Source organism: Brevibacterium sp. H602, assembly GCF_051172395.1.
GTDB lineage: Bacteria > Actinomycetota > Actinomycetes > Actinomycetales > Brevibacteriaceae > Brevibacterium.
The window spans coordinates 93,637-105,989 of the sequence record NZ_JBPIZD010000007.1; the positions used below are offsets into that span (position 1 = coordinate 93,637).

Annotated in this window: 13 protein-coding genes; 6 read left to right on the top strand and 7 right to left on the bottom strand. The window is 65.4% G+C overall.

Features of this window, described 5'->3' with window-relative positions; all coding sequences use genetic code 11:
- The first annotated feature begins 184 nt into the window (after positions 1-184).
- The 6 genes from ACSBQT_RS07060 (at position 185) to ACSBQT_RS07085 (ending at position 7,233) form a co-directional block, all read left to right on the top strand.
- The gene (locus ACSBQT_RS07060) at positions 185-1,321 is read left to right on the top strand and encodes a hypothetical protein (RefSeq protein WP_435001256.1); all 1,137 of its coding nucleotides are present in this window, start codon (positions 185-187) and stop codon (positions 1,319-1,321) included.
- Between the two features lie 700 nt (positions 1,322-2,021).
- Complete coding sequence (locus ACSBQT_RS07065) at positions 2,022-2,168, top strand: hypothetical protein (protein ID WP_435001258.1); 147 nt, start codon at positions 2,022-2,024, stop codon at positions 2,166-2,168.
- Between the two features lie 248 nt (positions 2,169-2,416).
- Positions 2,417-3,520 (top strand): iron-containing redox enzyme family protein, encoded by a 1,104-nt coding sequence (locus tag ACSBQT_RS07070; RefSeq protein WP_369864383.1) that lies wholly within the window; start codon positions 2,417-2,419, stop codon positions 3,518-3,520.
- Positions 3,513-3,746, top strand: coding sequence for a CDGSH iron-sulfur domain-containing protein (locus tag ACSBQT_RS07075; protein WP_235354903.1), 234 nt, complete (start codon positions 3,513-3,515; stop codon positions 3,744-3,746). The genes ACSBQT_RS07070 and ACSBQT_RS07075 overlap by 8 nt, the downstream gene beginning before the upstream one ends.
- Before the next feature lie 42 nt (positions 3,747-3,788).
- Positions 3,789-4,973: a zinc-dependent alcohol dehydrogenase gene (locus ACSBQT_RS07080; protein WP_410708609.1), complete on the top strand. Its 1,185-nt coding sequence runs from the start codon at positions 3,789-3,791 to the stop codon at positions 4,971-4,973.
- Between the two features lie 106 nt (positions 4,974-5,079).
- Positions 5,080-7,233: a catalase gene (locus ACSBQT_RS07085; RefSeq protein ID WP_435001260.1), complete on the top strand. Its 2,154-nt coding sequence runs from the start codon at positions 5,080-5,082 to the stop codon at positions 7,231-7,233.
- Between the two features lie 120 nt (positions 7,234-7,353).
- Here ACSBQT_RS07085 and ACSBQT_RS07090 read toward each other — a convergent pair whose 3' ends face one another.
- The 7 genes from ACSBQT_RS07090 to ACSBQT_RS07120 are packed head-to-tail and all read right to left on the bottom strand — an operon-like array spanning position 7,354 to position 12,349.
- Positions 7,354-9,000 (bottom strand): NAD-dependent epimerase/dehydratase family protein, encoded by a 1,647-nt coding sequence (locus ACSBQT_RS07090; protein ID WP_435001261.1) that lies wholly within the window; start codon positions 8,998-9,000, stop codon positions 7,354-7,356.
- Positions 8,997-9,845: a GvpL/GvpF family gas vesicle protein gene (locus tag ACSBQT_RS07095; protein ID WP_435001262.1), complete on the bottom strand. Its 849-nt coding sequence runs from the start codon at positions 9,843-9,845 to the stop codon at positions 8,997-8,999. Before ACSBQT_RS07095 ends, ACSBQT_RS07090 begins: the two co-directional genes overlap by 4 nt.
- Positions 9,842-10,165 (bottom strand): gas vesicle protein K, encoded by a 324-nt coding sequence (locus ACSBQT_RS07100; protein ID WP_039206888.1) that lies wholly within the window; start codon positions 10,163-10,165, stop codon positions 9,842-9,844. The genes ACSBQT_RS07095 and ACSBQT_RS07100 overlap by 4 nt, the downstream gene beginning before the upstream one ends.
- Positions 10,156-11,142 (bottom strand): gas vesicle protein, encoded by a 987-nt coding sequence (locus ACSBQT_RS07105; protein WP_435001264.1) that lies wholly within the window; start codon positions 11,140-11,142, stop codon positions 10,156-10,158. Before ACSBQT_RS07105 ends, ACSBQT_RS07100 begins: the two co-directional genes overlap by 10 nt.
- Before the next feature lie 25 nt (positions 11,143-11,167).
- Entirely contained in the window at positions 11,168-11,575 is a 408-nt protein-coding gene (locus ACSBQT_RS07110; RefSeq protein WP_410708614.1) for a gas vesicle protein, read from the bottom strand.
- Positions 11,576-11,588: 13 nt separating this feature from the next.
- On the bottom strand, positions 11,589-12,101 hold the full coding sequence (locus tag ACSBQT_RS07115) for a gas vesicle protein (protein WP_410708615.1): 513 nt from the start codon (positions 12,099-12,101) through the stop codon (positions 11,589-11,591).
- A complete protein-coding gene (locus ACSBQT_RS07120) occupies positions 12,098-12,349 on the bottom strand; it encodes a gas vesicle protein GvpG (protein ID WP_039206887.1) in 252 nt (83 codons plus the stop codon). The genes ACSBQT_RS07115 and ACSBQT_RS07120 overlap by 4 nt, the downstream gene beginning before the upstream one ends.
- Positions 12,350-12,353 lie beyond the last annotated feature (4 nt).

The following is a 12,353-nucleotide window of genomic DNA, read 5'->3' on the forward strand; positions in this document are numbered from 1 at the left end:
CTCCCTTGCGGGCCGAGGCGACGTCACTCGAGGACGAGGCGGAAGGGCGTCGGAGGTCAACGCGATCCAATAGACGAACCCCGCGGATCTGTAAAGACCCTTCCGCACGAACTTTGCCCTCAATAGCGTGATTGCCAACACGGGAACCCCTGCGGCTCCTCGAACCGATTCGGAGGAAGACATCATGACTTCACCCATCCAACTCGCCCGCACCTACGCGCGCTCCTATGAGGCGTCGTCGCGCAAGGGCAAGGGCACGATCCTCGACTCACTCACCGAGGCGACCGGGTGGACTCGCGATCACGCGCGCCACCAGCTGCGCAGCCAGTCCCATCAGATCAGGGCCGGAGTCTCCCTCGACGCTGTCGTCGACCGCCGTCGTCTGAAGCCGAAGAAGTTCTCCCCCCACGCCCAGCGGGCTCTCGAGCTGGTGTGGAAGTCTTCCGGCCGCCCCTGCGGTAAGTACCTCGAAGCGGGGATGTCCGACTGCCTGGAATCCTTGGAGAGGCACGGCCACCTCCGTGAGGGACGGCACGGCTATTCTTCCTCGGTGCGACGAGAACTCCTCAATATCTCCGCGGCGACGATCGATCGGTACCTTCGCGGTGCCAAGGCCGGCGACCACGACGATTCGTGGCTGACCGGCACCGGGGCGGGGATGCGCGCTTCGTTCCCGCGGCAGCGCATGCGATCGCTCCTCGAGCCCGAACCCGGCTATTTCCTCGTCGAACTGCTGACGATCAAGACACCGACGGGCGAGGACTGCGTCACAGTAACATTCACCGACGTCGAGATCGGGTGGGTACAGACGAAGACCTTCGCTCCCGGCACGCAGGTCGTCGACATGCTCGCGCAGATGGTCCGCGGGGTGCCTTTCGTCGTCACCGGAATCCTGCTGCCGCCAGCGGTTCCGGACAGCACCATCACTACGTGGGCGGAGGCGAGCCTCATCGAAATCCACTGCACAAGCGATCTCCGACAGGGGCCCCGCGTGCCCGATCGGAGGTTCAGCGGCCTTGACCTTCCGCTCGGCACACCGCACGCCACCGATGCCGCGATCATCAGAGTCAACGGTCTGTGGTCGGCCTTGGCCGACCGGCTCAATCACTTCATGCCCGTGAAGAACCCGGTGGGCTGGCGCCTCACACCTTCAGGAGTGCGTCGACGCGAATACGACCAGCCGCGCACACCGGTCTCCCGACTCCTCGCATCCGGCATCCTCTGTCCCGAACAGACGCGAGAGCTGTGTGAGAAGAGTCAGCGGCTTGACATCGCCGGGCTCACCGCACGCATCGCAGAGCTGAAGTCGACTCTGCACTGAAGGGACAGTTCACCGCGGGACCCGGCGGGCAACGCCGGAAAACCACCGTCGGGAGCCATCGGCGGGCCCTGACGCGGACGAATACTGAAGACTGAAGACAGCAAGCCCAGGGTCGGCACCTGAGACACGATTGGAGCGGCATCTCCGATGGACGGGACCTCAGCAGTATCGACCGATGACATACCTCGCGACGCGGCTGCTGCTCCCGCGCCCACCGTTACCGATGACGAACGGCATCGACTTACTGCGCAGATCGGCGCGCGCAACTTGTACTCGAAGACGCCCCGCCCCGTCGACCAGGAATCGGAGGACAGCGGAAGCGGGATGGCCGCGAACTCATGCGTCTGGCTCTCGAAGACTCACTGAATCGCCGGATCCCCATCACCGTCTCGTGTCCGATCGCGCGCAAGCATATCGACAGCGACCCGGTCATCGGTGCCCACACGCAGATTCTGCCCAAGAACGTGGGGCATAAGCACGAGAACTCCGTCGAATAAGGCAGCGACCGCATCTGTCACAGCTTTTGCGCCTCGGCATCGGTCTCGACGTCCTGGGGTGACGAGAAACATCGTGCTCGTCGATCTCAGCGGAGAGGAAATTCTGAGGAAGGGCGCCAACAGAGGATCAGCTGTCCGCCGTCGCCGTCAACGACAACGTCCGAGACGTCGCCGGACACGACGTCAGCGCGAAGGACCTGCGCATGTGGCGGGCGACCGTCGTCGCCGCTCACGAGCTGCCATGGGCCGAGGCGCGGTTCGTGCCCGCCGATGTGCTGTCGTCATCTTCATCGTCTCCTCGTGTCAGTGTGCGTGTCGTCTGCTCCCTCGCAGCGGGAACGGTCGGATGACCTACTCTCCGGGTGCGGGACGCTCATCATGCTGAGTGCTCCCGAGTACTGTTCAGGGGGCCGCCGCCCCCGGCGGGTGCCTCAGACACCGTTGCCGTTCCGGGCCGCAGATGGAGCCGGAGTCTTGGTTGGGGCGCTGCGCAACCCCTCAGCGGCGATGAAATGTGAGTCTCGCACGGGCGCTGACACCGGGCCTTTGCTTTGTCACACTGTCAGTTCAGCCACCACCGACGACGAGGAACCAGCGGATGACACAGACAGGTGCGATCGCCGAACTGAACAGCACTGCACCGCTCACTGCGCCGGAGCGCGGGCGCGTGCCTCGGCCGAGAGGCGAGGTCACTTCGCTGCTGGTCAGCGTGCTCACATCTGACGGCGGGGAAGCTGCTGAGCTGTTGCCCGAACTCGACTCGGCGGTGTCATCTGCGCTGGTGTCGAGTGAGGACATGTTCCGCGACGAGGATCTGCAGCTGGCGCTCCACCTTCTCTACACCCTGCACACCGGCCCTGCCGACTACGTGCACGGAGACTGGGAATGGAACCCCTCGCTGATCGGGATCCGCGGCAAGATCGAGCGCCGCTTCGAGGCCGCACTGCGGGCATTCGCGCCATTGCCGGACCTCATTCCGCGCTCCGGCGCAGAGCTCGCCGAGACGCTGTTCTCCATGACGAGCGAGGTGGCGCAGCCGGAACTGGCCACGTGGGCGGCGCGGCATGCCTCGATCAATCAGCTCCGAGAATTCCTCATCCACAAGTCGATCTACACCCTCCGCGAAGCAGATCCCCATTCCTGGGCGATCCCCCGATTCCGCGGGCGGGCGAAGGCAGCTCTCGTCGAGATCCAGGCCGACGAGTACGGAGGCGGCAGACCCGACCACGTCCACGCCGAGATCTTCGCCGGAACGCTGCGCGGGTTCGGCCTCGACGACAGGCCTGACCGTTACCTCGACGACGTCCCCGCGATCACTCTCGCTTCGGTGAACGCGATGAATCTCTTCGGCCTCAACCGGCGCCTGCGAGGCGCCGCGATCGGGCATCTGGCCGCATTCGAGATGACTTCGTCCATTCCCAACGGCCTCTACTCCCGCGCTTTCAGCAGAAACGGCTTCGGCCGGGACGTCACATGGTACTTCGATGAGCATGTCGAGGCCGATGCCGTGCACGAGCAGATCGCGGCGCACGACCTCGCGGGAGGAGCGGCAGACGATGAGCCCGGCCTCATCCCCGACATCCTCTTCGGTGCCGCCTCCTGCCTCCGCCTCGACGACATCAGCGGTTCCCACATGCTCGAAGCCTGGTCAGCAGGAGAGCCCTCGCTGAGGAAGACCCCGAAGGAGGCTGTCTGTGGATAGCGAGCCGGTCACCATCACCCCCTGCCCCGACGGGCCCCTGCTCGTCCGCGGGGACTTCACCGTCCTCACGGCACCGGGACGGGAGGAGACGGCAACCGATCGCCGGGTGGTCGCCCTGTGCCGGTGCGGCAAGACCGGCATTCCTCCGTTGTGCGACGGCTCCCACCGCGCAGTCGGATTCCGTGCCCCCGCACCGCCGCCGGCGGAACCTTCGGAAGACGGATAGCCCGAGCAAACGAACACACTGTCGATCGACGAGGAGAGAGCAATGCGAGCAGTCACCTGGCAAGGCAAACGAAACATCTCGGTGGAGACGGTCGCCGACCCGATCCGCCATAAGTCCAATGACGCGATCATCGAAGTCACCTCCACCGCCATCTGCGGGTCCGACCTCCACCTCTACGAGGTGTTGGGACCATTCATGGACCGCGGAGACATCGTCGGGCACGAGACGATGGGTAGAGTCGTCGAGGCCGGCCCCGATTCTGGTTTGTCGACCGACGATCGGGTGGTCGTGCCGTTTCCCATCTCCTGCGGCCGCTGCTGGATGTGCGAACAGGGACTGTATTCCCAATGCGAGACCACACAGGTGAGGCAGTACGGGTCCGGGGCACAGCTGTTCGGCTACTCTCGACTCTACGGGTCCGTGCCCGGCGGGCAGGCAGAATATCTCCGTGTCCCCTATGCCGACGTCGGACCGATCAAGGTCGGTGCCGATCTTCCCGACCACCGCTACCTCTTCCTCAGCGACATCCTCCCCACGGCCTGGCAGGCAGTGAAATACGCGGGGATCAGAGAAGGAGACTCGCTGGCCGTCTACGGCCTCGGACCTGTCGGCCAGTTCGCCGCCCGCATCGGCAGACACCTCGGTGCGCAGGTCTTCGCTCTCGACCCGGTCCCCGAACGTCGTGAGATGGCCGCTCGCCACGGGATCGAGGTCTTCGACTTCGACGAGGACGCACATTCGGCCATCCGAGAGGCCACCTCCGGGCGTGGGCCCGACGCGGTTGTCGACGCCGTGGGGATGGAAGCACATGGGTCCCCGCTGGCCTCGGCCGCACAGCAGGCGATCGGCCTGCTCCCGCCCCCGGCCGCGCGGAAGCTCATGGAGACCGGCGGCATCGACAGAACAGCGGTTCTCCACGCGGCGATCGATCTGGTTCGTCGGGGCGGGACTCTCTCGCTCAGCGGAGTCTATGGAGGGATGCAGTCCCCCATGCCGATGCTCACCCTCTTCGACAAGCAGATCCAGATGCGGATGGGACAGTGCAATGTTCGCACCTGGACCGACGACCTTCTGCCACTGGTCGAGGACTCCGCGGATCCGTTGGGGGTCGACGACCTCGTCACCCACCGGCTGCCCCTCGAGTCCGCTCCCGAGGCCTATGAGATGTTCCAGCAGAAGAAGGACGGCTGCATCAAGGTCGTCCTCGACCCGAACGCGGAATCATAAACCGCTCCCGCTTCAGCACACGGAGCTCCACGAGTGCGCGGATCGCCTCTACCTTCAGAACACGCCAACGCAGGAATGAGAGTCCTGTCATCAGTGAGGAGACATCATGAGTTCAGACGAACGTCCAACCGTTCCCGGCAAACCCGGCTCCCGCACTCCGGACTTCGAAGAACCGACGACACCGCGTGAACCGTTGCCGCCGAAGCAGGACCAGAGCGGACCGCGTCCCACGACGCCGACCGGGGCACCCAGCAGCGACACCCAGGAAGATCAGGCCCAGCAGGGCAGCTGGCTGACCACGGCTCAGGGCGCCCGGCTCTATGACACGGACCATTCCCTCAAGGCAGGATCGCGGGGACCGACCCTCCTCCAAGATCATCACCTGCGAGAGAAGATCACGCACTTCGATCATGAGCGCATCCCTGAACGAGTCGTCCATGCCCGCGGATCGGCTGCCCACGGCACCTTCGTATCCTACGGCTCCGCCTCGGAGATCACGAAGGCGGCCTTCCTCGCCCCCGATGTGGAAACGGCGGTCTTCACACGCTTCTCCTCTGTTGTCGGCTCGCGGGGGTCTGCAGATTCCGTTCGCGATACCAGGGGCTTTGCGACGAAGTTCTATACGAGGGACGGGGTGTTCGACCTCGTCGGCAACAACATCCCTGTATTCTTCATCCAGGATGCGATCAAGTTCCCCGACATCGTCCACGCGGCCAAGCCCCACCCCGACCGCGAGATCCCGCAGGCGCAGAGCGCCCATGACACCTTTTGGGATTTCGTATCCCTGCACACCGAGGCGACCCACCACACGATGTGGCAGATGTCCGACCGCGGTGTCCCACGCTCCTTCCGAATGATGGAGGGCTTCGGAGTCCACACCTTCAGGGTCGAAAATGCCGCTGGTAAGACCTCCCTGGTGAAATTCCATTGGAAGCCGAAGGCCGGAGTCCACTCGCTCATCTGGGAAGAGGCGCAGATGGTCAACGGTGTCGACCCCGACTTTCATCGCCGAGACCTCGCCGACGCCATCGAAGCCGGAGCAGGCCCGCAGTGGGAACTCGGCGTCCAGGTCTTCCCCGACGACCCCGGTGAGACCTTCGAGGGAATCGATCTGCTCGACCCCACAAAGATCGTGCCCGAGGAGCTCGCACCCGTGCAGCCGCTGGGAATGCTCACACTCGACCGCAACCCCAGCAACTTCTTCGACGAGACCGAGCAGGTGGCGTTCCACCCCGGCCACCTCGTGCCCGGCATCGACATCACCAATGACCCGCTGCTGCAAGGGCGGCTGTTCTCCTATCTCGACACTCAGCTCACCCGACTGGGCGGACCGAACTTCTCGCAGCTGCCGATCAACCGTCCGCGCTGCCCGGTCAATGACATGTTCCGCGACGGCATGCACCAGACTGCCGACCATCGCGGCACCGCACCGTACAAGCCGAATTCGCTCGACGGCGGCAACCCCTTCCCTGCCGAGCAGACCGACGATCATACGTTCGTCGAAATCGCCCACGAGATTCCGGCGTCGAAGAAGGAGCGCCGTTCGCCGGAGTCCTTCGACGACCACTATTCCCAGCCGCGCAGGTTCTGGCTCAGCCTCACCCCCGTCGAACAGCAGCACCTCGCCGATGCCTTCACCTTCGAGCTCGGCAAATGCTACGAGGAGACGATCCGGGAGCGCGAGGTCGCTGTGCTCGCCTCCGTGGACTCGGAGCTTGCCCGCATGGTCGCCGAGGGGCTGGGCCTCAAGGCCCCAGTGGCTCAGACGCCGCCGCGCACCGATATCGAACCGAGCCCGGCACTGTCCCAGGTGGGGAAGCGCTGGCCGGTCGACGGGCGCAAGATCGGCATCGTCACCGGCAGGGGGACCGACGCCGAGCAGGTCATCCGCGCCTACGACCGCATCGCCGAGGCGGGAATGGTCCCCATCACGATCGCTCCGGCGGGCGGACGCATCACTTCCGGCGAGCGGAGCGTCGCCGTCGAGCGGACATACCTGACCGTGGCCTCGAGCGAACTCGACGCCTTCTTCTTCGCCGATGGTGCCGGACTGACCACCGAGATCGAGCTCCTGATCACGGAAGCGTGGCGTCATCTCAAGTTCATCGCCGCCAGCGGAGACTCCTGCACCATGATGGAGAAGTACGGCATCACGGCCGACGACCCCGGAGTCTACTGCAGAGATGACCTCGAAACGGCGCTCTCGCAGCTGCAGGAGGGCCTGAGCGAGCACCGAGCTTGGGCCCGGGTCGAGGCCTGAGACACTGCATGTGCCATTGCCGAAGAAAGGTGACGTCGCCGGCAGCGGAAGCCCGGGAAGCCGGCTCACAGCTCGTCGATGCGCCCGGAGGCATCGAGGACCGGAGCAGGATACGGTGTCTCAGTCGCCCCGCACAGGGCTGACTCCCGAGGCCTGATCGTAGACAGCCCGATCCCGGCGGAACGCGCGGCTCCGAGCATAGCTGTGCACAGTGTCGAGCACTTCACGTTGGTGTTCTGCTTTCTGCGCTAACCCACGGAACTGTTCGGCATCCAGGCCGAGTGCCTCGGCGTTGCCCTCAAGCGTCTGCCACATTCCCAGCTTGCCGATGACCGCGCTGCGCATCAGCTCCGCTTCGAGCACGAGGATCATGGGCGAGCGCTTGAGCAGCGAGCCGTTGCTCTTGAGCCTGCCGACCCGTTCGCCGACCCACGACAACGCCTCGGCGACGGGACGGCGCCGGAGACCGAGCTCGCCGATGAGGTGCCGAACGTAAAGATGCTCTCCGCGGATCTCCGCGGCCAACTCGGACAGAGCCGCGAAGACGGGCGTATCGACGAAGTCGGCCGCCATCCGTTCGATCCTCTCCGCCCCGGCGGTGGCCCCAGTGAGATGGTCGCAGAGATAGAGGCCCAGGAGGTCCATGTCGACCTCGCTGTGCTCCCCGCCCGCATCCGATGCTTCGTGCCCGGTGCTCGTGTCGTCGGTCGTCCGCAGCTGCGGCTGCTCGGGATCGCGCGGACGCAGCGGGACGGAGGCGGCACCCTCGCCGTCAGCCATGCCCTTGAGCAGTTCGCGCGCGGAGTCCATGGCGCTGTACTCCGGATCCCAGCCGAGTTCTCGGCGTGCGCGGCCGTTGTCCATCAGCGGCACGTTGAGGCCCATGTCCAGCCATCCTTCATCGGCGGCGACCAACGAGCTGCTGTGGCCCATGCTCAGAGCCGCGCGCACTGCGCCGTTCGGCACCGGGATGTGCCTGCCGTGGTCGAGCAGTTCGGCCAGATCCTTCGGATGGAGGACATCATCGGCGCAGATGTTGAAGGCGCCCGAACGGCGACGGAGGACACTGGCGACATAGGCACGGGCGACATCGGTCGAGTGGACGGCTTGGACGCCGCGCAGTCCCGCCGGCAGCGGAAGGAACGGCAGTCGGCCCGCGCGCAGCAGCTGGACGGGCATCCAGGTTCCCAGGAAATAGCGCTGGATCTCCGAGGCGGCAGGGGCACCGAAGATGAGCGCGGGACGCAGTCGGGTCACGGTGATCTCGGGGTGGTCGGCGCAGAAGTCGTCGAGCACGCGTTCCTGGGCGGCTTTGTCCACACTGTAGTGGGAAGAGCGGATCCCCTCGGTCGGCCATGCCTCATCGCGCTTGTCCATGCTGTCGTCGGGAGAGTAGGCGCCGACCGAGGACGCCACGACGAGATGCGGAACGCCAGCCGCCGCGACGGCTGCGGCCACACGGGCCGTGCCGTCGACGTTGACGCGTCGGAGCAGGCCCCGGTCGCTGTTGGGCTGGATCAGCCAGGCCAGATGGATGACGGCGTCGGCACCGGTCAGCGCTTCTGTGAGATCCCGGTGCGCCGTGTCCTGGCTGCTCGCGGCGGCGATGTCGATCGATCTCCATTCGCATCCGGAATACGGTTCGGCCTCGGTGTCGGGCATCCGTCTGGAGATTCCCAGCACCGAGGTGATGTCGGACGTGCGCCCGAGCACGTCGAGGACCGCTGTGCCGACGTTGCCGGTGGCTCCGATGACTGCGACTCTCATGTTCGCTCCCCCTGCGGGTTCGGCGTCGGTGCGTCCGGCGCAGAGCCGTTCGGGTTTCCCTCCTTGCCGATGGAGACGTCGGCGAAGGAATACGGCGGCCACGGGCCGAGGAAGCGGATGGACAGAGCAGGCTGAGCCTTCTTGAGCGCGGTGAGCTCGGCTCCAAGCGCCGTGATCTCTGTGCCTCTCACCAGGCACGAGGCCATGATCACCGGTGTCAATCCACTCTCGCGGCTTGTGGAGCGGTGTTCCTCGATGTCGAGGCAGTGGGCGGCGATCCTGGCCCTGATCTCCGGATAGATCCTGTCGGCCGCTCGATCGACGATCTCCTTCTCCGTCTTCTCCAGTCGCTTCTCGAGCAGTCGGCGCACTCCTGCAGGACGACTCTCCATCTCCGTCCTCATGTCGCCGACTTCTGCGTAGACCTCCTCGAGCAGGCTTCCGTCCAGGGACAGTTCGACGCGCAGCTCGGAGGTGTCGCGCAGCTCCTCGAGCCGTCTCGACAGCGTCTCCGCGGAGTCGTCGAGCCAATGTTCGAGCTGTTGGGTCGCCGTCGCCTCGGTCTCCGGGTCAGAGCGGACGATGACGTTGAAGGAGACCGGGAGGAGGGCCGGTGAGTTCTGCCAAGCATCATCGATGACTTCGCTGTGTTCGAGCACCCACCGACGCACGGAATCGTCCGGCCCGTCGAAGGGGCCTCGGGTGTGGCGGTGGACCACGGCCCTCGGTCCCGTGTCGCGTCCGACCATGTGGAGCGCGGAACCGTCGATGCCCGTAACGGCAGGAGTGTAGTCGCCGCCGGCGACGACGGCGTAGACGTAGAGCATGTCACCCTCGGCGTTCATTCGACTCCCTTTCCGTTCTCCTCGGCCCATCTTGCCGGATTGATGAGCTTGTCGACGACTTCATCGACGACGTCGTCGAGACCCCGATGCAGATCGTCGACGGAGCCGGTGATCCCGTGCTGGTCCTTGATCTGGTCCATCGCCTCATCGAGTTCGAGGAGGGCCTCGCCGAGGCGGTTCTGCTCGTCCTCAGTGAGGTCCCCGCCTTCCATCCGGCGCACGGCTTGGGTCTCGAGGGCTTCTTGGATCACCTCGACGAGCGTGACGACGAGGGTGAGCACTCCGTGTTTGAGGCTCTCCTCATTGACGTTCAGCGCCATGGTGCTGCTCCTTCTCCGACACGGTCATCGGGGTTGCTGTCAGGTCGCGTGGGCTCCTCGAGCGGCGCGGGCCCCTTGGCATCGAGTGCTCCTGCCCGCCAGTCGTCGAGCCTCTTGGACCATGCGCCGGCATCGTCTGCGGCCAGGGTGATGGTCGAGTCTGCGGTCTCGAGGATGAGGAGCCGCCGTTCGTCGGTCGGGTTGCTGCGCTCCTCGCGGCGGATGTCTAGCAGCTGCTCGGGTGAGATCCTCACTCGTGCGCGCCCGTCCATCGGCGACCTCCAGGTCAGTTCCGTGTTCGAAAGCTGCGCCTGCCCGCCGCGCCACGTGCTCCCGGTCGACAGAGTCTCGAGAAACCACATCCGACCCTCTCGCAGAGGCCGATCCTCCGCCGTCGCCTCCGGAGTCGAGGATGAGGCGCCGTCGGCCCGGCCGAGCCGAGCCTGGACCAGGGAGATGAGGCGATCGGGCTCGAGGGCCGAAAGGACCGCCTCGCTGCCATCCTTGAGCCCGACGAGGATGCGCGTGCGCTCTTCGCCTCCGATGGAGGACTCGCGATGCGGGGAGACCGAGGCGATCGCGTCCAGGCGCGTCTGCCACAGTGTCTCCGCAGGGTCACGTCGATGGATGATGAGACGCTGGGTGGTGAGATAGGCGCTGCCGGACCGCCACGTTCGATAGAAGTTGTCCTGATAGTGCCCTCCGGCCATCTTGGCGAGGATCTCCTCGTCCGCGGCCAGCGGCAGATGTGTGCGGACCGCTCTCTGCACCCACTCCCTGGTGTCGCGGTCCCACTGTTGCATCATCCCGTACTCGATCATCGTCTCGATTCCCGCGATCGTGGCGCGCAGATTGATTCCGATGAGCGGGATGTCCGACACCGAGATGATGAGATCGAGGTTGAGATGGACCCCCTTGTTGAGAAGCACTTCGATGAGATCGGGCAGAGTCGCCCGCGGGTCGCGTGTGGGCTGCATGCTCGCGTCTCCGGTCATGGTCGCCTCAGCGGTCGTCGTCGGAGTCCAACTGGGCCGGCTCCCCGGCCTCGATCCGCTTCGACCGCGCGCTCTGCCAACCGCACCAGGGGCAGTAGTCGTTCATCAGCTGTGCGAGCTCGGAGCGCTTCCCGCACTCCGGACAGGTATCCTTCTGCTCGACCGCTTCCTTCCACGCGACGGTCTCCCGATCCGTGCCCGCGGGGAAGTCCAGGCCATAGCGGGCCGCGGTTTCGAAGGAGGCCAGGGCGGCTCTGATTCGGATGCCCAGCAACTCGACACCGGCCACGGAGACCATGATGTCCGCGTTGAGGACCAGACCTTTGTCCAGCAGCGTCTCCACCACGTGCAGCAGCGTGCCCTCCTGGCTGCGCTGCGGCTGCATCGCATCGTTCGGCTGATTCGTGATGCTCATATCGCCCTTTCGGTCACTCGCTCGGTCGGCCGCGGACGTAGCGATCTTTCCTGTCATAGGCCATGAGCTCGCCGTCCGCATCGAGCTCGACCTCGTATTCGGCCAGCAGATCCGCGCTGTCGGGAATCCGCCGCGATTCCACGACCTCCAGACGCACGGACCAGTGGTCGTCCTTCCACCTCGTGCCGACCACGGACTCGGGAGGCCTGCCCGTGAGGGTGCCGAACTGCTCGATCGCCTTCTTCACCGCTCTGACCGCAGAGATCCTCTTACCGGTCGCGTCCTGAGAGCCGCTCTCCGAGCGCGAGGACGCCTTCGGCCTCTCCCGTGCCGATGACGCCGACTTCTCGTGCGATGACGATGCCGACTTGTCGCGTGATGACGATGCCGACTTCTCACGTGACGCTGATGTCGAGGCGGACGAGCGGCGGGACGACCCCTCCGTCACGTTCTCGCTCGGTTTCCGGTCACGCTTCTCGCTCGCGTCTGTCGCAGATTTCCCATCTGCTCTGGGTTCTTCGCTCATCGGTCCTCCTCGGTTCTGCGCCGACGGCCCTCGAGCAGTCGTCCGACGAGCTCACGCTCGAGGGCATCGGCTTCGTCATCACTGATCGATCCGCGTTCACGTGCACCGGCGACCTCTTCCAGCTGGCGCCGGATGGCACCGGGATCGAAATAGCGCTTCTCGGCTTCTCCTCTGACCTGCTCGGCGACCCATACGGTTCCCTTGAGCGGTGCCAAGGGAGCACCGAAGACTGCTGACAGAAGTCCCATGACG

Coding starts and splice junctions, on each gene's coding strand:
- ACSBQT_RS07110 (WP_410708614.1), bottom strand. CDS start 11,575: ATGAGCATCACGAATCAGCCGAACGATGCGATGCAGCCGCAGCGCAGC.
- ACSBQT_RS07120 (WP_039206887.1), bottom strand. CDS start 12,349: ATGGGACTTCTGTCAGCAGTCTTCGGTGCTCCCTTGGCACCGCTCAAG.
- ACSBQT_RS07085 (WP_435001260.1), top strand. CDS start 5,080: ATGAGTTCAGACGAACGTCCAACCGTTCCCGGCAAACCCGGCTCCCGC.
- ACSBQT_RS07090 (WP_435001261.1), bottom strand. CDS start 9,000: ATGAGAGTCGCAGTCATCGGAGCCACCGGCAACGTCGGCACAGCGGTC.
- ACSBQT_RS07070 (WP_369864383.1), top strand. CDS start 2,417: ATGACACAGACAGGTGCGATCGCCGAACTGAACAGCACTGCACCGCTC.
- ACSBQT_RS07095 (WP_435001262.1), bottom strand. CDS start 9,845: ATGAACGCCGAGGGTGACATGCTCTACGTCTACGCCGTCGTCGCCGGC.
- ACSBQT_RS07060 (WP_435001256.1), top strand. CDS start 185: ATGACTTCACCCATCCAACTCGCCCGCACCTACGCGCGCTCCTATGAG.
- ACSBQT_RS07100 (WP_039206888.1), bottom strand. CDS start 10,165: ATGGCGCTGAACGTCAATGAGGAGAGCCTCAAACACGGAGTGCTCACC.
- ACSBQT_RS07065 (WP_435001258.1), top strand. CDS start 2,022: ATGTGGCGGGCGACCGTCGTCGCCGCTCACGAGCTGCCATGGGCCGAG.
- ACSBQT_RS07080 (WP_410708609.1), top strand. CDS start 3,789: ATGCGAGCAGTCACCTGGCAAGGCAAACGAAACATCTCGGTGGAGACG.
- ACSBQT_RS07105 (WP_435001264.1), bottom strand. CDS start 11,142: ATGCAGCCCACACGCGACCCGCGGGCGACTCTGCCCGATCTCATCGAA.
- ACSBQT_RS07115 (WP_410708615.1), bottom strand. CDS start 12,101: ATGAGCGAAGAACCCAGAGCAGATGGGAAATCTGCGACAGACGCGAGC.